Raw genomic sequence first — 21,349 nt, forward strand, 5'->3', positions numbered from 1 at the left:
GGAGTTTCGACTATGTGGTATTTCACCTGGATCCTGGGGCTGGGCTTTGCCCTGCTGTGTGGCCTGGTCAACCTGCTCTGGCTGGAGGCCCGTTGGGCCGCGGACGAGGATCTCAAGGAGTCTTGAGCCCCGCGTTCTGGAAATGCAAAAGGCCGACACTGGGTGTCGGCCTTTTCGTTTTGCGTCTGCGCGGCGAATTAGATGGCCAGCGCCAATTTGGCTTCGCGCTTCTCGCTGACGTGGGTCAGGCCATAGGCCAGCAGCACTATGAGGGCGCCTATCCAGGGGGTGTGCATCAGCCCCAGGTGTTCCACCACCAGACCACCGACCACGGATCCCAGCGCTATGCCGACGTTGAAGGCGGCGATGTTGAGGCCGGAGGCCACGTCCACGGCGTTGGGGGTATGGATCTCCGCCTGTTTCACCACCAGCACCTGCAGGCCCGGCACGTTGCCAAAGGCGAAGGCGCCCCACACCAGCACTGTCAGCACCGCCAGCATCGGATGGGGCGCGGTGAAGGTGAGCAGCAACAAGATGAGCGCCAGCCCGGCAAACATCAGCTTGAGGGCGGGCAGGGGGCCCATCTTGTCTGCCAGCTTGCCGCCCCAGATGTTGCCGAACGCCACCGATACCCCGTACACCAGCAGGATCAGGCTGACCGCGTTGGCGCCGAAGCCGCTCACCTGTTGCAAGATGGGGGCGAGGAAGGTAAACGCCGTGAAGGCGCCGCCGTAACCGAGGGCTGTCTTGGCGTAGACCAGCAGCAGCGGCTTCTTGGTCAGCACCGAGAGCTGCTCACGGATGCTGGAGGCGGCCCCCTTTGGCAGGTTGCTCGGGATCAGCAGCAGGCTGCCCACCATGGCGATGAGGCCGAGCAGGCTGACCACCAGGAAGGTCTCGCGCCAGCCAAACTGTTGGCCAATCCAGGTGCCGAGCGGCACGCCGGTCACCAGCGCCACAGTCAGACCGCTGAACATGATGGCGATGGCGCTGGCGGCCTTCTCCTTGGCTACCAGACCGGTGGCGATGGTGCTACCTACCGAGAAGAAGACCCCGTGGGCCAGACCGGTGAGGATGCGGGCGACGATCAGGCTCTCGTAACCCGGCGCCTGCCAGGCCAGCAGGTTGCCAATGGTGAACAGCGCCATCAAGCCGACCAGCAACCACTTGCGCGGCAGCTTGCCGGTGAGCGCCGTCAGCAGCGGCGCACCGATGGCGACGCCGAGGGCATAGAGGCTGACCAGCAGGCCCGCCGAGGGGAGCGAGACATGAAGCTGTTCGGCGATGGTGGGAATGAGCCCCACTATCACAAATTCGGTGGTGCCGATCGCGAAGGCACTCAGGGTGAGGGCAAATAATGCCAGTGGCATAGAAACTCCTTGGATATGGGCTCCCTATGGGAGAAGGAGGCCAGTATGCCCAAGAGCTTTGTTGGCAAAAATGACGACGACATCAAATGACTTTTGCTCAATCAGCAGCAATAACCGAGGGGAGGCGGGTGTTATCGGGCGGGGCATCGCGTGGATGGTGCACAAAACCAAAAAAAGCGGGAGGCACAGTGCCTCCCGCTAGGGGTTGGATAAATATCCCGGATCGTTATTGACTCCCTTCTCCCCTGGCGGGAGAAGGGTCGGGGATGAGGGGGGTATTCTATATATGCTGCAAAACTGGCCTATGGTAGCGAAAGATGCTGCTATACCCTCACCCTGGCCCTCTCCCATGGGGAGAGGGAACAATCCGGTTAATCCCAGGCCGGGGCGAAGTCCGGATTGGCGCAGCGCTCGCCCCGATCCAGGGTGGCAATCTGGGTCATCTCGTCGCCGCTCAGCTTGAGCTCGAGGGCGGCCAGGTTGGCAGTTAGGTTGGCGCGCTTGGTGGAGCTCGGGATCACCGCCATGTTCTGGGCCAGCAACCAGGCCAGGGATACCTGGGCGGCGGAGACGCCATGGCGTGCGGCGATCTGCTGCATCAGGGGCTCGGCGAGCACCTTGCCATAGGCGAGCGGCATATAGGCGGTGATGGCGATGCCTTGCTCGCGGCAGAACTCCACTACCTTGCGGTTTTGCAGTAGCGGGTGAATTTCCACCTGCTGGTGGGCGATGGCGCCCGGTCCCAGGATGTCGATGGCCTGTTTGAGCTGGGCGACCGTGAAGTTGGAGACCCCTATCTCCCGGGTCAGGCCCCGGGCCTTGGCCTCGGCCAGCTGCTCCAGATAGACCGCCATCGGCACCTCATCCTGGGGGGAGGGCCAGTGAATGAGCGCCAAGTCCAGATAGTCGGTACGCAGCTTCTCCAGGCTCAGCTCCAGGCTCGGGATCACCTTGCCCTGGCCAAACTCGCTGATCCACACCTTGGTGGTGAGGTAGATATCCTGGCGGGGGACACCGCTTTCGCTCATCAGCTGGCCCACTTCGGCCTCGTTGTCATAGATCTGGGCGGTATCTATGTGGCGATAGCCGAGATCCAGACCCTGCAGCAGGGAGTCGCGCAGGGGTTGCTCTTTCAGGCGGAAGGTCCCCAGACCCATCATTGGCATGTTCATTATCAAATTCCTCAATTGTGTTGTGACATTCAGCCTCGCTCCTTGGCGCAATGGCGAAGGCGGGGCAAATAGTGAGATAGCAAATAGCGCGGCGCTGGGTTGTCAGGCCATCACGGCGTGGTAACGGCGGACGGCACTGCTGGCAAACCAATGTTCGGTGTCGGCCACAAAGGCGACAAAGTGGGGCTGCTGCTGGTGGGCGTTGAGCGCGTCCTGGCTCTCCCACACTTCATACAGCATCCAGCTGTGAGGGTTGTCCAGGCTCTGGTGCAGCTGGTAGCTGTGGCAGCCGGGTTCTTGCACGCTCGCCGCGACCAGCGGCGTCAGGGCGGCTCGGAACTCGGCACTGAATGCGGGCTTGGCTTCAAGCTGGGCAATGACGACGACAGCAGCAGATGACATCCGAACCTCCTCGTGGAAACGGTGGCCAGTATGCCCGTGGCGAAATGGAGGGAACAGAGCAGCAGTCGCAAAACACTATTGATAATTGAGCATCAATAACGCGGGTTGGCGCCAAGGATTATTGAGTGGCGCCCATGTGGTGTGGAAAGTGGCGGCCTTGCGGGCTATATCATCAGGCCGTGGCTGCCTCCGACCAGACCGCAAATTCATTGCCGCTGGGCTCGACGAAGTGGAAGCGGCGGCCACCGGGGAAATCGAACAGCGGGCGAATGATGGAGCCCCCATGCTGGAACACCTTGGCCTGGGTCGCGGCAATGTCGGCGCTGTAGAACACCAGCAGGGCGCCACCCTGGGCGCTGTGACCATAGAGATCTGCGCGATAGAAGCCGCCATCCAGCCCTTCCCCTTCGAAGGCGCAGTAGTCAGGGCCGTAGTCGGCGAACTGCCAGCCGAAGACGGCCTGAAAGAAGGCCTTGGTCGCCGCCAGATCCTTGGCGGCAAACTCCACATAGTTCAGTTTTTCATGGGCCTTGGTCATGGCAGCTTCCTCTTGTTTCAAACGATGTGTGATGACTGGCTCACGATTGTCTGGGCTGCCAGCGCTGCTGGGTCCGCGGCGTGGAGCAGGGCAGTGTCTCCCAGGGGATCAGCTTGAGTTGCCGGCGGCGCCCCCAAAAGAGGGTGGCCATCAGCAGGCCGAAACAGAGGGTGAAGAAACTGGCCTGACGCAGGGCATATCCCAGGCTCACCTCATGCTGCCAGCCGAAGCACCACATCAACAACCCCCAGATGGCACCTGTCGGCAGACCAAAGGCAAGCAGGTTGACCAGAAAGCGCTCATGGTGGGGCGGTCTTAGCCGCAGGCCCAGTCTGCGCAGCAATCTGAACAGTGGCGGGTTGTAGTTGACCTCCTTCACGCCCTTGCTGGCCAGCTCCCTATGGGCGGCGAACAGGCGATGTTCAAATAACATGGTGCTTCTCTTGTGTGACGGCATGACAGGGCCAGGCGATGGAGCGCCGCTCCGGCCTTCAATAAGGTGGTGCCGATTGTAGCCTTTTTGCTGGCTCGGGTGTTTGCGCCGGATCACATCGTTCCGTGCAGTAGAGGGGGGAGATCAGGCTGGGGGTAGAGGGGCAGGCCAGAGGGAAGAGAGGTACCTCCGGCCTGATTGACAACGTCAGATGGTCTCCCTGGCTACAGGGCCCGGCCATCATAGTGATGCACAGGCACGGACTCGGGATCTATGGCTTCCAGGCAACGGATATTGATGGCGGCAACATGGTTGCCATCGGGATCCACCCCCTCACCATAGGGGTGCATGCCGCATACGGGGCAGAATCTGTGTTTGACCACGTGTTTGTTGAAGGTGTAGGTGCTGGCCGCCTCAGGCGGGGTCAGCAACGTCATCTTCTCCCAGGGGACAAACCACAGCAGCGACCCCTTGCGTTGACAGATGGAGCAGTTGCAGGCCAGGGCCTGGGTCAGTTCACCATCGGCTTCGAATGCCACTCTGCCGCAGTGGCAGCTTCCCTTGTATTTCATCACCCGACTCCTTGCGTTATATGGTCAGGGTCCTGAGCCGAGGCGGCTCTGTGCCCTTGCGGCCCCGGATCCCGACCGGATGAAGGGCCCGCATCAGTATAGCCATGTCCCATCGGGACAGACTGGCGCTGCATGGGGCCGCGAGCCTGGGTTCCAAGAAGAAAACAGAGCAGGATCAGGCGCCGTATCCGGGATGGCTGCCTTGCCAACTAACCCGCATTGTGCCTATAAAGCCCAATGACTCTTGCCAGGATGACAACAATGAAGACCCATTCCGATGAACTGACCCTGTTTGTGGCCGTGGTGGAGGCGGGCAGTTTTCGCCAGGCGGCGGAGAACCTGGGGCTGGACAACTCTGTGGTGAGCCGCGGCATCAAGCGGCTGGAGGAGAAGCTCGCGACCCTGCTGCTCAACCGCACCACTCGCCGGGTCAGCCTGACCGAGGAGGGGAGCTGGTTCTATCAGCGGGCGGTGAGGGTGCTGACCGAGATGAGCGAGGCGGAGAGCCATCTGCTCAGTCGCAAGGAGCAGCCGGAGGGAATACTGCGGGTCGATGCCGCCACCCCCTTCATCCTGCATCGACTGGTGCCCCTCATCGGCGAGTTTCGGCGCCGTTATCCCGGTATCGAGCTGCAACTGCACAGCTCGGAGGGCTTTATCAATTTGATGGAGCGGCGGGTGGACATGGCCATTCGCATCGGCGAGCTGACCGACTCCTCCCTGCGCGCCTTGCCGCTCGGGCGCACGCGGTTGCGGCTGCTGGCATCCCCCGCTTACCTGAGCGAGCGGGGCACCCCGCGCCAGCCGGCGGATCTGCTGGCGGGTCACGAGCTGCTGGGCTTTTTGAATCCCGAGCACCTCAATCACTGGCCCCTGCTCACCGAGGAGCAGGGAGACAGGTTCGCCATCACGCCAACCCTGAGGGCGAGTAGCGGCGAGACCCTGCGCCAGCTGGCGCTGGGGGGGCAGGGTATCGTCTGTCTGTCGGACTTCATGACGGGGGAAGACAGGGCGAGCGGCGCCCTGGTGGAGGTGCTGGCCCGCAGCAACAGCGGCGCCTCGCGCCCCATTCATGCTGTGTTCTACTCCGATGCCCAGCGGGATATCCGGCTGCGGGTCTGGCTCGATTTTCTGAAAGAGCAGATTGGCCGCCACGCGCTCTGAGGGGCGCCGCACCGCAGGCATCATGGAGGGCGTGACGCTGCTCGCCCCCCGGGCCACCGCCTGACAGCCCCACAAAGAAACGGGCCGACATTGCTGTCGGCCCGTTGATTATTACCCGTCTCTCTTTCTCTGTTGTGCGCGCTGCATGCACTTTTTATTGATGAGCGGCTGGCTCGCAAGGGATGCAAGTGGTGCTTGGCATCCCCTGGCGATGATACCCGCAGGCGTGGCCCCGGGGGCTGCGCCAGCCGGGATCGGGCGCCGCGCCCCGACTGTTAATCCTCTTCTGCCCAACGAAGGGAGCGCTGGACCGCCTTCTGCCAGCCGCCGTAGAGGCGATCGCGGCGGGCGTCGTCCATCTGCGGGATGAACTCGCGGTCCACGCTGAACTTGTCTTTGAGCTCGTCCGCGCTCTTCCAGAAGCCCACGGCCAGACCGGCCAGGAAGGCGGCGCCCATGGCGGTGGTCTCGATGCGAGTCGGGCGTACCACTGGGGTGCGCATCATGTCGGACTGGAACTGCATCAGGAAGTCGTTGGCCACGGCGCCGCCATCCACCTTCAGAGAAGCCAGCTTGATGCCGGAGTCTTGCTGCATGGCATCGAGCACGTCGCGGCTCTGGTAGGCGATGGATTCGAGCGCCGCACGGATCACGTGGTTGCGGTTGGTGCCACGGGTCAGGCCGACCATGGTGCCACGGGCGTAGGGATCCCAGTAAGGGGCGCCCAGGCCGACGAAGGCCGGGACCAGGTAGACGCCATTGGTGTCGCCGACTTTGGTGGCGAAGTAGTCGGTGTCCCGGGCATCGTGAATGAGCTTCATCTCGTCACGCAGCCACTGGACGGTGGCGCCACCCATGAACACGGCCCCTTCCAGGGCGTAGTTGACGTCGCCCTTGGGACCGATGGCGATGGTGGTCAGCAGGCCGTTGTTGGAGCGAACAGGCTCGGTGCCAGTGTTCATCAACAAGAAGCAGCCGGTGCCATAGGTGTTCTTGGCCATGCCTTTCTCGAAGCAGAGCTGACCGAACAGCGCCGCCTGCTGGTCACCGGCGATACCGGCGATGGGGATGCGCGCGCCGCCGCCACGGGTGGTGTAGCCATAGACCTCGGAGGAGGGGCGTACCTCGGGCAGCATGGAGGCCGGGATGCCCAGCTCGTCGAGCATGCGTTGATCCCATTTCAGATCACGAATGTTGTAGAGCATGGTGCGCGACGCGTTGGTGGGATCGGTGACATGCACCTCGCCATTGGTCATCTTCCACAGCAGCCAGGTGTCGATGGTGCCAAACAGCAGCTCGCCATTCATGGCCTGCTCCCGGGCGCCTTCGACGTTGTCGAGGATCCACTTCACCTTGGTGCCGGAGAAGTAGGCATCGACCACCAGACCGGTGTTGTCGCGCACGTACTCTTCCAGGCCACGGGCCTTGAGATCTTCACAGATGGCGGCGGTGCGGCGGCACTGCCAGACGATGGCGTTGTAGATGGGCTTGCCGGTGGCTTTCTCCCAGACGACGGTGGTTTCGCGCTGGTTGGTGATGCCGATGGCGGCGATCTGGTCGCTGTGCAGGCCGCTCTTGGCCAGCACTTCGGTGAAGACGGAGGACTGGGTCGCCCAGATCTCCATGGGGTCGTGCTCGACCCAGCCCGCGTTGGGGTAGTGCTGGGTGAACTCCCGCTGGGAGACGGCCACTATGTTGGCATCCTGATCGAAGACGATGGCGCGGGAAGAGGTAGTGCCTTGGTCCAGGGCGACGACGTACTTTTGTGCAGTAGACATGATGTTCTCCAGGTTTGGATGGGACCGCTCTTAAGCGGCGGCCTCTTCTTTAGCAGTTTGGGCGGCTTGCTCGGTGGCGGCAACACGGTTGCCCGGTACGCAAGGAGCCAGCACTTTCACATAGAGGGCGGTGCCGAGCTGGGCGCCGACGATGGGGCCCAGGATAGGTACCCAGAAGTAGGGGTTGTCACGGCCACCGGTCAGGGCGACATCGCCCCAGCCCGCCAGGAAGGCGAATAGCTTGGGACCAAAGTCACGGGCCGGGTTCATGGCGAAACCGGTCAAGGGGCCGAGGGAAGCACCGATGACGGCGATGAGCAGACCAATCAGTAGGGCGGCGGCGAAGCCTTTGGGGGCGCCGTTGTTGTTGTCGCCCAGTGCCATGATGCCCAGCATCAGCACGGCGGTGATCACCAGCTCGACCGCGAAGGCTTGCAGGTTGGAGAGCAGCGGGTTGGCGTAGGTAGAGAAGATACCGGCGGTGGCCAGACTCTCCAGGCTGCCGCGCACCACATTGTGGGTCAGCTCCCACTGGGTGAACAGGCTGCTGTAGAGGAAGTAGACCAGGGCGGCGGCGCTGAAGGCACCGGCTATCTGGGCGATGATGAAGGGCACTACCTTGCGCTTGTCAAAACCGGCAAAGGTCATCAGTGCCAGGGTCACGGCCGGGTTCAGGTGGGCACCTGATATGCCGCCGGTCACATAGATGGCGATGGCAACGCCGATCCCCCAAGTGATGGAGATCTCCCATTGGCCGAAGTTGGCACCAGCCAGCACCAGTGCCGCCACACAGCCGACGCCGAAAAAGATCAGCAGGCCGGTGCCGATGAACTCGGCGAGACATTCGCCAAGCAGGGTATTGGGTCTTTGTATGCTCATTCCTTTATTCCTCTTATCCACCCACAGACAGGTTTTGATGTTCCATGTTTTTTCTTTCATTCCAATTGGCGCCGAGGATCGGTTTGTTGTTTTTGGAGTCTGCGCAAACGTTATGCTCGTTTGCGCTCGTTCTCGGACGAATGAGAAAATAAACCTTTCTGGCCTGTTCGCCACATCCCTCTGTTGGGAAATGTGGGCAAGATCCCATTCATTGCTAATAAAATGTGACGAAAAGCAAGGCGTAGCAAGTGGTCTATCCCTTAGGTGTTAGTCTGAAAGGCCCTTGCTATCAGGGTTCTGGTCTGATGAGTGTTTGCTCATTAGTGCGCACTTTCTGTAATAAATCTGTAATATTTTCGGTTACATCACAGATTAAATGTTCCTAAATGCGCATAATTGGCTCGCTTACGAATCAAGATGTACTGATCGTGCGGTGTGCACTGGGCAAAGTCCCACACTCAATAACAACAAGACAAGGAAACTAAGATGCTTAGTTTTTTCAGGCCAGCGCCTCATATCGAGCGTCTGCCGGCTGACAAGGTTGACCCCTTCTACAAGCGCATGCGCTGGCAGATGTTCTTCGGTATCTTCCTCGGATATGCCGGTTACTATCTGGTGCGCAAGAACTTCAGCCTGGCGATGCCCTATCTGGTAGAACAGGGTTTCTCCCGCGGCGATCTGGGCCTGGCCCTGTCCGGGGTCTCCATTGCCTATGGTCTCTCCAAATTCCTGATGGGGAACGTGTCGGATCGCTCCAACGCGCGCTATTTCCTGTCGGCAGGTTTGCTGCTCTCCGCCGCTATCATGTTCATGATGGGGACCATGCACTGGGCCACGTCCAGCATCGGCATCATGTTCGTGCTGTTGTTCCTGAACGGTTGGGTGCAGGGCATGGGCTGGCCCCCTTGTGGCCGCACCATGGTGCACTGGTGGTCCCAGAAGGAGCGGGGTGAAGTCGTCTCGGTCTGGAACGTGGCCCACAACGTGGGTGGCGGCATGATAGGCCCGCTGTTCATCCTCGGCATGGGCTGGTTCAACGACTGGCGCAGTGCCTTCTATGTGCCGGCGGCCGCTGCCGCAGCCATCGCGGTGATCGTCTTCTTCGTGATGCGTGATACTCCGCAATCTGTCGGTCTGCCGCCGATTGAGGAGTACAAGGACGACTATCCGAAGGATTACAACGAGAGTCACGAGCAGGAGTTCTCCGCCAAGGAGATCTTCATGAAGTACGTGCTGCACAACAAACTGTTGTGGTACATCGCCATCGCCAACGCCTTCGTTTACCTCATTCGTTACGGTGTGCTGGACTGGGCGCCGACCTACCTCAAAGAGGCCAAGGACTTCAGCGTGGATCACTCCTCCTGGGCCTATTTCCTCTACGAGTGGGCGGGTATCCCCGGCACCCTGCTGTGCGGCTGGATCTCCGACAAGCTGTTCCAGGGTCGCCGTGCCCCGGCTGGCATCCTGTTTATGGTGCTGGTGACCCTGGCCGTGCTGGTCTACTGGCTCAACCCGGCGGGCAACCCGACCATCGACATGCTGGCGCTGGTTGCCATCGGCTTCCTGATCTATGGCCCCGTCATGCTGATTGGTCTGTATGCGCTGGAGCTGGCGCCCAAGAAAGCGGCGGGTACCGCAGCGGGCTTCACCGGTCTGTTCGGTTACCTGGGCGGCGCAGTCGCAGCCAACGCCATGTTGGGCTACACGGTCGACCACTTCGGCTGGGATGGCGGTTTCATGGTGCTGACCGCGTCTTGCGTGATCTCCATCGTTTTGCTGGCCATGACCCTCAAGCATGAAAATATCGCTGTGGCAGCCAAGGCGGCCGCCAATAAGGCATAAAACGTGATCCTGACCTTATCGATCCCAAAGGGGATAAGGTAAACTCCGAAAGGCCCCGCATCTGCCGGGGCCTTTTTTCGTTTCATCATCGGAGTGCAAGCGTGAAACAAACCCAACGACATCTGGAGATACTGGACGTCCTGACGCGGCAGGGATTTGTCTCGACGGAAGACCTGGTGAGCCATTTCGACGTCAGCCCGCAGACCATACGCCGGGATCTGAACGATCTCGCCGAACAGAACAAGATACGTCGTCACCATGGCGGCGCCTCATTGCATTCGAGTACCGTCAATACCGCATACAGCGCCCGTAAAGTGATGCAGCTCAAGGAGAAAGAGCGCATCGCCCGCGAGGTGGCGGCCAACATTCCCGACGGCTCCTCCCTCTTTATCGATATCGGTACCACCACAGAGGCCATCGCCCGGGCACTGCTCGATCACCGGGAATTGCGCGTCGTGACCAACAACCTCAACGTGGCCAGCATTCTGACCGCCAAGGATGACTTCACCGTCATCATCGCCGGGGGCGAGATCCGCAACAGAGATGGCGGCATAGTGGGGGAGGCGACCCGTGACTTCATCGGCCAGTTCCGCATGGACTACGGTGTCATCGGCATCTCCGGCATCGATGGTGACGGCTCATTGCTCGATTTCGACTATCACGAGGTGAAGATAGCCCAGGCCATCATCGCCCATTCCCGCCAGGTTTTTCTGGCCGCGGATCACACCAAATTCGGCCGTAACGCCATGGTGAACCTGGGCCACCTCAATCAGGTACATGCCCTGTTCACCGACCAGCCCCCTCCCGAGAAGCTGATGCGCATCATGGCTCAGCATCAGATAGAGTGTCATATCTGCTGACGACCCCGGCGCCGCTCCCGCGGCGGTGCCGAGTCGTTTTTCCCGCAGTGCTTGGTCTGGCCGCCCACGGGCGGCCGTTTTGATGGGGGAGTGCGCTTGAAGGGTGAGTCAACCCCCTTGCGGTGGCTTGCTGCACATCTCCTCGCTGCCGTTGCCGCTTCTCTGATCCCGCCTGCTCCCCATTTGCCCTGATATGGCGCCTTTATCCGCTCGCTGTTAGCCTGCACTCTGCACTCTGCACTCTGCACTCTGCACTCTGCGGCACAGGAGCGCGATCACCTGATTGTTTGCAGTCTTTCCCCTCTCCCTCGCTGATGGCGTTGCCCCTGTCATGGGATGGCAACTGACGCCTATTAAGCTGCGTCATCGTCTGCTTTTTGCTGGCATCGAGACAGGTGGCGCCCCCTTGCTGCAAGGAGGGGGAGGCCGGATCCCTTTTTTTGCGGCTTGGCCTCTATCGCGATCACACTTTCATCACTAAATGTTCGTTTATAGTTTTTTTATGCTCTAATATGAGCGAAATCAAACATTGTCGCCTTGGCGAACGCAAATATAAGAAAGTAGGTGAACATGAGCGAACATTATGATCTGGTCGTCGTCGGTGGCGGCATCAATGGGGTTGGCATCGCGGCGGATGCGGCCGGCCGTGGCCTGAAGGTAGCTTTGTTTGAGGCTCATGATCTCGCCTCGGCCACCTCGTCCAACTCCAGCAAGCTTATCCATGGCGGCCTGCGTTATCTCGAGCATTATGAGTTTCGCCTGGTGAAAGAGGCCCTGGCCGAGCGGGAAGTGCTGCTCGGCATGGCCCCTCATATCGCTCGCCCCATGCGCTTTCGTTTGCCCCATCGTCCCCATCTGCGCCCGGCCTGGATGATCCGCGCCGGCCTGTTTCTGTATGACAACCTGGCCAAGCGCGACAAGCTCAAGGGCAGCTGCGGTGTGCGCTTCTTGCCGCAAGATGGCTTGAGATCGGGGATCAGCAAGGGCTTCGAATATTCGGATGCCTGGGTCGATGACGCCAGACTGGTGGTGATCAATGCCATGATGGCGCGCAGCAAGGGGGCCGAGGTGCAGACCCGCACCCGCTGCGTCAAGGCGACCCGGGATGCCAAGTTATGGACCCTGACCCTGGAGCGCGAGGGGGGTGAGCGTTTCACCGTCACCTGCAAGGGGTTGGTCAATGCGGCGGGTCCTTGGGTCAAGACCTTCTATGACGAGGGGCTGCACGAGACATCCCCGCGCGGCATCCGCCTCATCAAGGGCAGCCACATCATAGTGCCGCGCATCCACGAGCGCGAAGAGGCCTATATCCTGCAAAACGAAGACCACCGCATCGTCTTCGTCATTCCCTACCAGCAGGATTTCTCCCTCATCGGCACCACCGATGTGGAGCACAGGGGCGATGCCCGCGACGCTCACATCAGCGACGCCGAAGTGAACTACCTGTGCAACGTGGTCAATGCCCACTTCACCCGCAAGATAGCGCCGTCCGATGTGGTTTGGACCTATTCCGGGGTGCGACCGCTGTGCGATGACGAGTCCGACTCCCCCCAGGCGGTGACCCGGGATTACACCCTCGAACTCAGTGGCGATGCCGATGGCGCGCCCCTGCTCTCGGTATTTGGTGGCAAACTCACCACCTACCGCAAGCTGGCCCAGGCCGCTTGTCACAAACTCAAGCCCTGGTTTGCCCAGATGGGCGATGACTGGACCGCGTCCAGCCGCCTGCCCGGCGGCGAGTTCGATTGCAGCACCCAGGAGCTGGCTCGCGCCTATCGACTCGAGTTTGACTGGCTCGATGAGCGCAGTGCCCAGCGCATCAGCGAAGCCTATGGCGCTCAGGCCCGTCTCTGGTTGCAGCATGATCGTGGCGAGCACTTTGGTGCCGGCTTGTATGAATCCGAGGTGCGTTACCTGCTGGAACACGAGTGGGCGCACAGCCTGGAAGACATCCTGTGGCGCCGCAGCAAGTTGGGGCTGCGTCTGGATGCCCAGCAACAAGCCGCCCTGCAAGCCTGGCTTGAGCAGTTCCACCACGCCCTGCCACAGGCCATGTAAAGGATGAGGGCATGCCCCGAGCATGCCCCCGTCATCACGAGCAGATGGCCACCACGGCTCGGCCGGTATCATCTGCTCGTCATATTTTCCCTCTATAACAATGACCTGCCCCATGACGGCGGTCTGACATATGACCCCAAGGTTGACCTGTGCCATCGATTGGCCGTTTGACTGACCTACCTGACCCTTCAATAACAACAAGAGCACCCAAGATGAAACAAGTAGCCTTATCCCTTCTTGCCCTCTCCCTCGGCGCCACTCTCCCTCTGCCTGCACTGGCTGCCGATGAGGGCAAGGTCGTCATCGCCCACCGCGGCGCCTCCGGATATCTGCCCGAGCACACCCTGGCCTCCAAGGCCATGGCCTACGCCATGGGGGTGGATTATCTTGAGCAGGATCTGGTGATGACCAAGGATGACCAGCTGGTGGTGATGCACGATCACTTCCTCGATGGCATCACCGATGTGGCGGCGCGTTTCCCCGGTCGGGCCCGCGCCGATGGCCGCTACTATGTGGTGGACTTCACCTTGGCCGAGGTGCGCTCCCTGCGCATGACCGAGCCCTTCCAGCTGGTGGATGGCAAACAGGTGCCCGTCTACCCGGCCCGCTTCCCGCTGTGGCAGTCGGATTTTCGGATCCACACCTTCCAGGAAGAGATAGAGATGATCCAGGGCATGAACAAGAGCACCGGCAAGCAGGTCGGTATCTATCCCGAGATCAAGGCGCCCTGGTTCTTCCGTCACGAAGGCAAGGACATCTCCAAGGCGGTGCTCTCCGTGCTCAAGGAGTACGGTTACACCGACAAGCAGAGCAAGGTCTACCTGCAGAGCTTTGATGCCGATGAACTCAAGCGCATCAACGGCGAGCTGATGCCCGCCCTCGGCATGGACGTGAAGCTGGTGCAGCTGATGGCCGAGACCGACTGGAACGAGACCATGGTCTACGACACCAAGGGCAAGGCGACCCCCTATGACTATGACTGGATGTTCAAGCCGGGGGCCATGAAGACCATAGCCGCTTACGCCGACGGCATAGGCCCCTGGAAGCCGATGATAGTCACCGAGCCGGGTACCCCGGGCAAGCCGGTGTTCACCAGCATGGTCAAGGACGCCCATGCTGCCGGGCTCAAGGTACACCCTTATACCTTCCGCCAGGACGAGGGCCAGATCCCGGCCTATGCCAAGGACTTCACCGACCTGCTCAACATCTTCCTCTACCAGGCCGATGTGGATGGGGTGTTCAGCGATTTCCCGGACAAGGCGGTCGCCGTCATCGAGGCCCACGGCAAAGCGTAAATCAGGGCGCAACAGGGAAGAGCGAGCGGGGCCAGGTGCCCCGCTTTGTTATGGGCAGGCCACGGGGAAGCGAGCAGTCTGATCGTTTGCATGACCTGGCAACGCTGTGGGGAAGGGGAGCAGTACCCGCCTTGGTGGATGAGGGGCCGCTCAATGACTGCGGTGGCATCATGATGTCAGGCTGAGCTGCTGCGAGTGTAATGTTTTATTTACGATTTATGATTTTATGGCAAGTGGTACGGCCTATCTTATAGGTCTTTATCATTCCAGATTGGTTGTTTATCCAGCTATTGACAGCTTTTACCGCTGGTTACACTTGATTGTTTGTTTTTCCTTGGTAAGGTGGTGGCGGTTGCGTAACAAGGGGTGAACTGGTGTAAACATTAAGATACACCACCCCTTTTGGCTTAGACAGTAGCGAGAATGACATCATGCACAGAGATCCCCTGAACAACATCCACATCCAGTCCGAACAGGTCATGATCACCCCGGCCCAGCTCAAGGAGCGACTGCCCATCTCGGAGCAGGCCCTGGCCTTCGTGCAAGGGGCGCGCAATACCATAGCCGACATCATTCACCGCCGGGATCATCGGCTGCTGGTGATCTGTGGGCCCTGCTCCATTCATGACATGGACGCCGCCAAAGAGTACGCAACCCGACTCAAAGCGCTGCATGACGCCTATCAAGATTCTCTCTACATAGTGATGCGGGTCTACTTCGAGAAACCCCGCACCACGGTCGGCTGGAAGGGGTTTATCAATGATCCAGACCTGGACGGCACTTTCGATGTCGAGCTGGGACTGCACCGGGCCCGGGAACTGCTCTGCTGGCTGGCCGAGCTGGAGTTGCCGCTGGCGACCGAGGCCCTCGACCCCATCAGCCCGCAATACCTGGCCGAGCTCTTCTCCTGGTCGGCCATCGGTGCCCGCACCACCGAATCCCAGACTCACAGGGAGATGGCTTCCGGCCTCTCCATGCCGGTCGGTTTCAAGAACGGTACTGACGGCAACCTGGGAACCGCCATCAATGCCCTGCAGGCGGCATCCAGTCCCCATGCCTTCATGGGCATCAATCAGCAGGGCCAGGTGGCGCTGTTGCAGACCCAGGGCAACCCGGATGGCCACGTGATCCTGCGCGGCGGCAAGCACCCCAACTACGACTCGGTCAATGTCTCCTTGGCCGAGGAGGCGCTGGAAAAGGCGGGCCTGCTGCCGGGGTTGGTGGTGGATTGCAGTCATGGCAACTCCAGCAAGGATCACCGCTTGCAGCCCAAGGTGGCCGACAACGTCATCCACCAGATCCAGGAGGGGAACAGTTCTATCATTGGCGTCATGCTGGAATCGCACCTCAACGAGGGCAACCAGTCCAGCGAGCAGCCCAAGGCACAGATGCGTTACGGCGTCTCCATTACCGATGCTTGCATCGACTGGGAGACCACTGCCACGCTGCTGGATCGTTGTCACCAGCAGCTGGCGGCCCCGCTCAAGGCGCGTGCTCAGGGCTAAGCCATTGAGTCACTGTGTGAAAATGTTGAATAATAGGGCGTCGCATCCGGCGACGCCGTCAGGAAGATGTCATGGCAGAAGAGTTGAATGCCCTCAGGGACAAGATAGATGTAGTCGATCGGCAGCTGCTTGATCTGCTGGCCCAGCGTCTGGCCCTGGTGGGGGAAGTGGGTGAGGTCAAGAGCCGTCATGGTCTGCCCATCTATGCCCCGGACAGGGAGGCCAGCATGTTGGCCGGTCGCCGGGTCGAGGCCGAACGGCTGGGGGTGCCCGGCGATCTGATTGAAGACGTGCTGCGCCGGGTGATGCGTGAATCCTATGCCAGCGAGAAAGATACCGGCTTCAAGTGCATCAATCCTGCCCTGGGCAAGATTGTCATTATCGGGGGCGAGGGGCAGCTGGGCCGGCTGTTTGGTCACATGTTCTCGCTCTCCGGCTACCGGGTCGAGACGCTGGAACAGGCCGACTGGCCGCGCTCTGACGAGATCCTGGCCGATGCGGGACTGGTGATGGTGGCGGTGCCCATCGACATCACCTGCCAGATCATCGACCGGTTGGGTACCCTGCCAGCAGATTGCCTGCTGGTGGATGTGACCAGCGTCAAGAGTCAGCCTCTGGCTCATATGCTGGCCACCCATACTGGGCCCGTGCTGGGTCTGCATCCCATGTTCGGTCCGGATGTGGCCAGCTTTGCCAAGCAGGTGATCGTCTGCTGCCTGGGGCGGGATCCGGCCGCCAGCCAATGGCTGCTCGAGCAGATGACCATCTGGGGCGCCCGCCTGCAACAGGTAGAGGCCAAGGCCCATGATGAGGCCATGACCCTCATTCAGGCGCTGCGCCACTTCGCCACCTTCGCTTATGGCTGGCATCTCTCCCAGGAGGGGGCGGATCTCGAACAACTGCTTGGCTTGAGCTCGCCCATCTACCGGTTGGAACTGGCCATGGTGGGGCGGCTGTTTGCCCAGGATCCCGAGCTCTACGCCGACATCATCCTCTCTTCACCCCAGAATCTGGCCATGGTGCGTCGCTACTTCGAGCGTTTCGGGGAGGTGTTGCACCTGCTGGAGCAAGGGGACAGGGCTGGTTTCATCACGGCATTTCGTCAGGTGTCCGACTTCTTCGGCCCCCACGCCGATCAGTTCCTCAAGGAGAGCCGCATGTTGCTGGCGCAGGCCAACGACCGGCGCCATTATGGTTAGTCTGGACAGCAAGCATGAATAGCAGAAGGGGCCCGCGGGCCCCTTCGTTATGGCGTGATGAAACCACCATGGCCTTTAGTCAGCCGCAGGCACATAGAGCTCGGCATCGTCCCAGCCAAGGGGCAGGGTGAGCAGGGCATCGATCAACTCCCGGCGATCGGATTTTTCCAGATAGGCGAGATAGAGCGGACGGCGCAGGGGCTGGCCTCCTTCCACCAGATGCAGGCGCCCCTGCTCCAGGAAGGGGGTGACCATGCGCCGCGGCAGATAGGCGGCCCCACCGTTGGCGAGCACAAACTGCAACGCCATGCTGGCGGAGCTTGAGTGCAGCACCGGGGTCTTTTGCAGGCTCTGCAGGCGGCTTGGCTGCGGCTCGAAGCTGGTGCCCCAATCGAGATGGATGTGCGGCATCTGCATCAGGTTGTCGGCATTGGCGGCCGGGTCCCGGCTCACCAGCTCGAACACCAGCTCACCAATGGGGTGCAGGGCTATTTCGTCGATCTTGGTCGGCTCCGAGAGCAGCGCCAAGTCGAGGGAGCGCTCCAGCAGCTGGCGGCAAAGGTGCTCGCGAGAGGCGGTCTCGAGTCTTACCGCGAGGCCGGGGGCCAGGGCGTAGACATGATTGAGCCAGTCGTTGAAATCCAGCTCCCAGAACACGGGAGGGGCGCCGATGGCAAGCTGCTGACTGAAGCCCGGGGAGAGGGCCACATCCTGCTTGGCACGGCCCAGGGTGTGCAAGATGGCGTCGGCATAGGGCAGCAGACGCTCCCCCGAGGCGGTCAGGCGGATGTTGTTGCGATGACGGGCAAACAGACTGACCCCGAGCTGCTGCTCGAGCTGGCGAATGCGAAAGCTCACCGCCGACTGGGTCAGATAGAGATTCTCGGCGGCGCGGCCAAAGTGACGGGTCTTGCTGACTTCGATGAAGGTGCGTAGCAGTTCGGTATCCATCAGTCGAGGGACTCGTCACCGCCACCCATGCCACCGCCCATGCCGCCACTCCCGCCGAAGCTGCCAGCAGCCTCGTCACTGGCGCCACCGGCGACGGTGCAGAGGCGATGAACCCGCTTCGGGCCTATGACTTTGAGATACTTGAACCACACCTTGGCGTGGGGGTTGCTGCCGGGTTCACCTGCCTTGAGTTGCTCGGCGAAGGCGGTCTCTACCTCGTCGCGCGGCGCCAGGTTGCCCTGGTAGATGGCCAGCATGCTGGTGCCGTATTTTTCCAGACTGTCTGCTTCGGCGACGGTGAATTCACCACTGCGACGCAGGCCACGGGGAAAATGTTTGAAGTCGTTGAAACGCTTGTCTGATTCGAAGCTCATAGTGCTCTTGTTCTGGTTAGTTTGACCTTTGCGGGCAAGTATCATCAGGCTTTTAAATAGTGCAAAATCAATTTTCTCACTATCTTGATAAAAATGTTTTATTGAACTATTTACCCCTGTCTGTGGTGATGATTGTTGGGGTAAGTTGGCCAAAAAGTGAGAAAAATAACGGACTTATGACGCAGCGCGTCATCCCGTTGTCATTTTTTTTGCCCATTTTTGGCAAGGAAAAGGGCGCACAGTGGCGCCCTTGTCATTCAGTTCTGAGAGCCAAACTGGCTGCCCAATGTCATTCAATCATGGCCGGTTGCGCCTGGGCATCGGCACGCCACAAGCGATAGCGCACCTCGTACTCCTGGGGTATATAGATGACGAAAGGCAGCTTGGAGTTGTAGTTCACGAAGAAGCCTTGGCCATAAATCTGGATGAAGCTCTCTTTCTTCTGGCCTTCCGGGCAGGCCATCAGGGTGCTGATGGGGTCGGAGACCTTGCCCAGGGTCAGGTAGTTGTAACCCCACCCCTTGACGCTGTGCTGCTCCAGGTTGCCAGCGAAGCGCGGCACGTTGCAATCCACCAGCATCTTCTTGCCGACTTGCAGCTCGACCATCATGTCGGCTTCATTCTCGACTTCCGGCAGGCGGACAACGACACGTTCCTGGTTTATCTCGGCGGCCGGGAACATGCTGATATCAAATTTTTTCGGTTCGGCGGCGAAGGCATGCCCGCTCAGCAAGAAGGCGCCCAGCAGGCTAAAACGCAATACGGTTTTCATCTGTACCTCATGGGATTGAACTATCGTCGCTAGACTAACCGCTTCACTGCCTTCATACCAGCGCTCTGCCATGCAAATCCTGCCTGTTCGGCCACACAATGACGTGATTTGGCTATTTTCTGACAGTGCGCGCAATCACTGTACTGTTTTGGCGACACCTGCTGGCCGACAGCGGTGCGCGGTGCGTCCGCTGTCGGTCAGTTCAGGGGCTTAGCGCACCAGTATTAGCTGTTTTGCCCAGGAGCTGGGGGCCCGCAGACCGATGGCGCCGCTGGTGATGTCCAGATAAGCCACCGTCTTGCCCGCCGGGAAGGGGGTGGAGGACCAGAGATAGACGTAACCGTCATTGACCTCTTTGCCCTCGCCCGCCATGGCGCGGGGGAAAATGGTCTCGTTCAATGCCGGCTTGTAGCAGGCGGACTCCAGGATGCTGGTCAGCTCCTTGATGGTGGGCAGGCGCCAGTCGGTGTGACCGCCGAAACCATGGAGGGCGTGATTGGATTCGGTGCGGATCCGCTCGGCGGTCAGCAGTGCCTGCTGCCAATAGAGGCGGGTCGGCTCGCCACGGCAGCTCTCATTTTGCCAGGTTTGCCCCAGCTGGCAGCGCATCCAGGTCAGACCGGAGGCGCGGTCCGTCACGGTACCGTTGCCGTGATCGAGGAAGCGGGAGCTGGGGCTGGTTCTGGGCATGCTGTCGTCGCAGATGGCGATGGCCAGTGCCAGCGGGCTGCACAGACAAAGCAGCAGGGTCAGGAGAAACTTGTTCATCGGGTTACCTCGGCCACCAGGCGCAGTTGCAGGGCATTGGGGTCGTCAGGGGTTTGTACGGGAGTCGGGTAATCGGTGCCAGCGTCCTCACCCCAATAAAGCGGGGCAATGACACTGAGCGGCGCACTCTCGAGGCGACGGGAGGGGGTCAGAGTCTGACTCCAGTAATAGCCATCGAAGCCATTGAGACCGGTACCCAGATCGGGGAAGTAGCGCACATCGAGGGTGGCAATCTGCCCATCCTGCTGAGCCAGCGAGCCGTAGTGTTGCAGACTCATCAGCTCCTGGGCGTGGGGCAGACGCCAGTGCGCGATGCCGCACAGCTGCTGGCTGTTGAGCCATTGACGGTATTGCTCGGTTGAGCAGATGGCCTCACCACTCGGGCAGGCGTAGTCCAGCTCGGCTTGTTGGGGATGGTAGTTGCCAAACTCCCAGGCGAAGACCCGATGCAGATCCCGCGGGCTGTCCGGGTCATCCAGCTTCTTCTCCCAGACGAGGCCGGTGTTGAGATCCTCCACACAATCCCATTGAGCTGCGCTGTCCGGCAGCGGCTGCCCCTTGTTGTCGAGCTTGCGATAACGCAGGGGAGCCTGCTTGAGGCTGGCATCCTGGCCCGGGTGATCCGCGGGCTCGCTGGTCAGCAGATAATCCACTCCGTCGCTGTACGTCGTGACGCCGCTGGCGGTGACCAGGGCTCTTGGCTGCTGCTGTTGCAACACGGCGCCGAGTCGGGGTTGCAGGCCGAGGAGCTCCGGACTGTCGGCAAAATGCTGACTGAGCTCGGGCAGCAGGGTGACCAGCCCCTGCCAGATCTGGCGTTGGCGTTCATCGGCCGTGATCCCCGGCAGGGTCGTGGCGTCATTGAGCACGGCCAGTGCCAGCTCGGCGAGGGCCTGGTTGAACTCTTCCAACCGAGCCAGGGCGGCCAGATCCTGGCCCGGCTGCAGGGGGGCCAGGTCGGCCAGCAGCTTGGCCAGTGCCTGGGCTGGCGGCATCCCCTCACCGACCCGGATCTGCAACAAGGTGCTCAGGGGACTGGGCGTGAGGTGTTGTGCATCCTGGCGCGCCGCCGGGTGAGTCAGGGTCAGCGCGGCGGGATCCCTTGGGATGAACAGCAGAGGGCTGGTCAGCAGGGTGGGGGAGTGCCCCTCCAGCGGGCGAGCGCCTGCGGCGCCATTGACCTCGGGTTCACCGGCGTCACAACGATCGTTTTGATTGAGATTGACGCACAGGGTACCTGCCTGGGGCAGGTTGACCGTCAGGCGATAGGCCGGTGCGGCCAGTGGCGCCTCGTCCGAGTCGCCGCCACCGCAGGCGCTGAGCAGGGGAGCCAGCAAACAGGCAAGCCAGCTGTATTTCAGATTCATCTCTTGTCCTCAAAGGGGCCAGGGCCCCTCGCTGTTATTGATAGGGTCTG

General features: G+C 60.8%; 21 protein-coding genes. 8 read left to right on the plus strand and 13 right to left on the minus strand.

The features are described 5' to 3' along the window. Positions 1-12: 12 nt before the first annotated feature. A complete protein-coding gene (cydX, locus tag M2367_RS03240; protein WP_005310033.1) occupies positions 13-126 on the plus strand; it encodes a cytochrome bd-I oxidase subunit CydX in 114 nt (37 codons plus the stop codon). A gap of 71 nt (positions 127-197) precedes the next feature. Here the strand turns inward: cydX and M2367_RS03245 are convergent, their stop codons facing one another. The 6 genes from M2367_RS03245 to M2367_RS03270 form a co-directional block, all read right to left on the minus strand. After that, the gene (locus tag M2367_RS03245) at positions 198-1,370 is read right to left on the minus strand and encodes an MFS transporter (protein ID WP_259235756.1); all 1,173 of its coding nucleotides are present in this window, start codon (positions 1,368-1,370) and stop codon (positions 198-200) included. Between the two features lie 371 nt (positions 1,371-1,741). Further along, positions 1,742-2,545, minus strand: a complete 804-nt coding sequence (gene dkgB, locus M2367_RS03250; protein WP_259235848.1) for a 2,5-didehydrogluconate reductase DkgB — start codon at positions 2,543-2,545, stop codon at positions 1,742-1,744. A gap of 99 nt (positions 2,546-2,644) precedes the next feature. After that, positions 2,645-2,944 carry a putative quinol monooxygenase gene (locus M2367_RS03255; protein ID WP_259235757.1) on the minus strand — a complete coding sequence of 100 codons (300 nt, stop codon included), beginning with the start codon at positions 2,942-2,944 and terminating at the stop codon, positions 2,645-2,647. Between the two features lie 172 nt (positions 2,945-3,116). Beyond that, on the minus strand, positions 3,117-3,482 hold the full coding sequence (locus tag M2367_RS03260; protein ID WP_259235758.1) for a VOC family protein: 366 nt from the start codon (positions 3,480-3,482) through the stop codon (positions 3,117-3,119). A 40-nt stretch (positions 3,483-3,522) separates the two neighbouring features. Continuing rightward, a complete protein-coding gene (locus tag M2367_RS03265) occupies positions 3,523-3,915 on the minus strand; it encodes a DUF6404 family protein (protein WP_259235759.1) in 393 nt (130 codons plus the stop codon). 224 nt (positions 3,916-4,139) lie between these two features. After that, positions 4,140-4,487, minus strand: a complete 348-nt coding sequence (locus M2367_RS03270; protein ID WP_042043435.1) for a GFA family protein — start codon at positions 4,485-4,487, stop codon at positions 4,140-4,142. A 261-nt stretch (positions 4,488-4,748) separates the two neighbouring features. Between M2367_RS03270 and M2367_RS03275 the strand changes: the two genes are divergently transcribed. Beyond that, complete coding sequence (locus M2367_RS03275; protein WP_259235760.1) at positions 4,749-5,651, plus strand: LysR substrate-binding domain-containing protein; 903 nt, start codon at positions 4,749-4,751, stop codon at positions 5,649-5,651. Between the two features lie 275 nt (positions 5,652-5,926). On the opposite strand, the gene glpK is transcribed toward M2367_RS03275, so the two are convergent. Together glpK and M2367_RS03285 are read right to left on the minus strand one after the other, a co-directional pair. After that, entirely contained in the window at positions 5,927-7,429 is a 1,503-nt protein-coding gene (gene glpK / locus M2367_RS03280) for a glycerol kinase GlpK (protein ID WP_042043437.1), read from the minus strand. 30 nt (positions 7,430-7,459) lie between these two features. Beyond that, positions 7,460-8,308, minus strand: coding sequence for an MIP/aquaporin family protein (locus tag M2367_RS03285; protein WP_259235761.1), 849 nt, complete (start codon positions 8,306-8,308; stop codon positions 7,460-7,462). 486 nt (positions 8,309-8,794) lie between these two features. Here M2367_RS03285 and glpT point away from each other — a divergent pair, with 486 nt between their 5' ends. The 6 genes from glpT to tyrA all read left to right on the plus strand — a co-directional run bounded on the left by glpT (position 8,795) and on the right by tyrA (position 17,067). Next, entirely contained in the window at positions 8,795-10,150 is a 1,356-nt protein-coding gene (glpT, locus tag M2367_RS03290) for a glycerol-3-phosphate transporter (RefSeq protein WP_042043440.1), read from the plus strand. Between the two features lie 101 nt (positions 10,151-10,251). After that, the gene (locus M2367_RS03295) at positions 10,252-11,010 is read left to right on the plus strand and encodes a DeoR/GlpR family transcriptional regulator (RefSeq protein ID WP_005901758.1); all 759 of its coding nucleotides are present in this window, start codon (positions 10,252-10,254) and stop codon (positions 11,008-11,010) included. Between the two features lie 570 nt (positions 11,011-11,580). Further along, positions 11,581-13,068 carry a glycerol-3-phosphate dehydrogenase gene (gene glpD / locus M2367_RS03300; protein ID WP_042043442.1) on the plus strand — a complete coding sequence of 496 codons (1,488 nt, stop codon included), beginning with the start codon at positions 11,581-11,583 and terminating at the stop codon, positions 13,066-13,068. Positions 13,069-13,280: 212 nt separating this feature from the next. Then, positions 13,281-14,363: a glycerophosphodiester phosphodiesterase gene (gene glpQ, locus M2367_RS03305; protein ID WP_259235762.1), complete on the plus strand. Its 1,083-nt coding sequence runs from the start codon at positions 13,281-13,283 to the stop codon at positions 14,361-14,363. A gap of 431 nt (positions 14,364-14,794) precedes the next feature. Continuing rightward, positions 14,795-15,868 carry a 3-deoxy-7-phosphoheptulonate synthase gene (locus M2367_RS03310; RefSeq protein ID WP_042043445.1) on the plus strand — a complete coding sequence of 358 codons (1,074 nt, stop codon included), beginning with the start codon at positions 14,795-14,797 and terminating at the stop codon, positions 15,866-15,868. Positions 15,869-15,939: 71 nt separating this feature from the next. After that, positions 15,940-17,067, plus strand: a complete 1,128-nt coding sequence (gene tyrA / locus M2367_RS03315; RefSeq protein ID WP_259235763.1) for a bifunctional chorismate mutase/prephenate dehydrogenase — start codon at positions 15,940-15,942, stop codon at positions 17,065-17,067. 75 nt (positions 17,068-17,142) lie between these two features. On the opposite strand, the gene hdfR is transcribed toward tyrA, so the two are convergent. The 5 genes from hdfR to M2367_RS03340 form a co-directional block, all read right to left on the minus strand. After that, positions 17,143-18,018 carry an HTH-type transcriptional regulator HdfR gene (hdfR, locus tag M2367_RS03320; RefSeq protein ID WP_042043447.1) on the minus strand — a complete coding sequence of 292 codons (876 nt, stop codon included), beginning with the start codon at positions 18,016-18,018 and terminating at the stop codon, positions 17,143-17,145. Next, complete coding sequence (maoP, locus tag M2367_RS03325) at positions 18,018-18,392, minus strand: DUF413 domain-containing protein (RefSeq protein WP_259235764.1); 375 nt, start codon at positions 18,390-18,392, stop codon at positions 18,018-18,020. The genes hdfR and maoP overlap by 1 nt, the downstream gene beginning before the upstream one ends. A gap of 289 nt (positions 18,393-18,681) precedes the next feature. Continuing rightward, positions 18,682-19,164: a serine protease inhibitor ecotin gene (gene eco / locus M2367_RS03330; RefSeq protein WP_005901610.1), complete on the minus strand. Its 483-nt coding sequence runs from the start codon at positions 19,162-19,164 to the stop codon at positions 18,682-18,684. Between the two features lie 210 nt (positions 19,165-19,374). Beyond that, positions 19,375-19,932: a DUF1566 domain-containing protein gene (locus M2367_RS03335; protein ID WP_259235765.1), complete on the minus strand. Its 558-nt coding sequence runs from the start codon at positions 19,930-19,932 to the stop codon at positions 19,375-19,377. Next, positions 19,929-21,299 (minus strand): DUF1566 domain-containing protein, encoded by a 1,371-nt coding sequence (locus M2367_RS03340; protein ID WP_259235766.1) that lies wholly within the window; start codon positions 21,297-21,299, stop codon positions 19,929-19,931. The genes M2367_RS03335 and M2367_RS03340 overlap by 4 nt, the downstream gene beginning before the upstream one ends. Positions 21,300-21,349 lie beyond the last annotated feature (50 nt).

This window comes from Aeromonas sp. BIGb0445 (genome assembly GCF_024809075.1).
GTDB lineage: Bacteria > Pseudomonadota > Gammaproteobacteria > Enterobacterales > Aeromonadaceae > Aeromonas > Aeromonas rivuli.

Coding starts and splice junctions, on each gene's coding strand:
- M2367_RS03335 (WP_259235765.1), bottom strand. CDS start 19,932: ATGAACAAGTTTCTCCTGACCCTGCTGCTTTGTCTGTGCAGCCCGCTG.
- M2367_RS03255 (WP_259235757.1), bottom strand. CDS start 2,944: ATGTCATCTGCTGCTGTCGTCGTCATTGCCCAGCTTGAAGCCAAGCCC.
- M2367_RS03340 (WP_259235766.1), bottom strand. CDS start 21,299: ATGAATCTGAAATACAGCTGGCTTGCCTGTTTGCTGGCTCCCCTGCTC.
- hdfR (WP_042043447.1), bottom strand. CDS start 18,018: ATGGATACCGAACTGCTACGCACCTTCATCGAAGTCAGCAAGACCCGT.
- cydX (WP_005310033.1), top strand. CDS start 13: ATGTGGTATTTCACCTGGATCCTGGGGCTGGGCTTTGCCCTGCTGTGT.
- glpQ (WP_259235762.1), top strand. CDS start 13,281: ATGAAACAAGTAGCCTTATCCCTTCTTGCCCTCTCCCTCGGCGCCACT.
- eco (WP_005901610.1), bottom strand. CDS start 19,164: ATGAAAACCGTATTGCGTTTTAGCCTGCTGGGCGCCTTCTTGCTGAGC.
- M2367_RS03275 (WP_259235760.1), top strand. CDS start 4,749: ATGAAGACCCATTCCGATGAACTGACCCTGTTTGTGGCCGTGGTGGAG.
- M2367_RS03260 (WP_259235758.1), bottom strand. CDS start 3,482: ATGACCAAGGCCCATGAAAAACTGAACTATGTGGAGTTTGCCGCCAAG.
- glpT (WP_042043440.1), top strand. CDS start 8,795: ATGCTTAGTTTTTTCAGGCCAGCGCCTCATATCGAGCGTCTGCCGGCT.
- glpD (WP_042043442.1), top strand. CDS start 11,581: ATGAGCGAACATTATGATCTGGTCGTCGTCGGTGGCGGCATCAATGGG.
- M2367_RS03285 (WP_259235761.1), bottom strand. CDS start 8,308: ATGAGCATACAAAGACCCAATACCCTGCTTGGCGAATGTCTCGCCGAG.
- maoP (WP_259235764.1), bottom strand. CDS start 18,392: ATGAGCTTCGAATCAGACAAGCGTTTCAACGACTTCAAACATTTTCCC.
- M2367_RS03245 (WP_259235756.1), bottom strand. CDS start 1,370: ATGCCACTGGCATTATTTGCCCTCACCCTGAGTGCCTTCGCGATCGGC.
- M2367_RS03310 (WP_042043445.1), top strand. CDS start 14,795: ATGCACAGAGATCCCCTGAACAACATCCACATCCAGTCCGAACAGGTC.
- M2367_RS03270 (WP_042043435.1), bottom strand. CDS start 4,487: ATGAAATACAAGGGAAGCTGCCACTGCGGCAGAGTGGCATTCGAAGCC.
- M2367_RS03265 (WP_259235759.1), bottom strand. CDS start 3,915: ATGTTATTTGAACATCGCCTGTTCGCCGCCCATAGGGAGCTGGCCAGC.
- glpK (WP_042043437.1), bottom strand. CDS start 7,429: ATGTCTACTGCACAAAAGTACGTCGTCGCCCTGGACCAAGGCACTACC.
- tyrA (WP_259235763.1), top strand. CDS start 15,940: ATGGCAGAAGAGTTGAATGCCCTCAGGGACAAGATAGATGTAGTCGAT.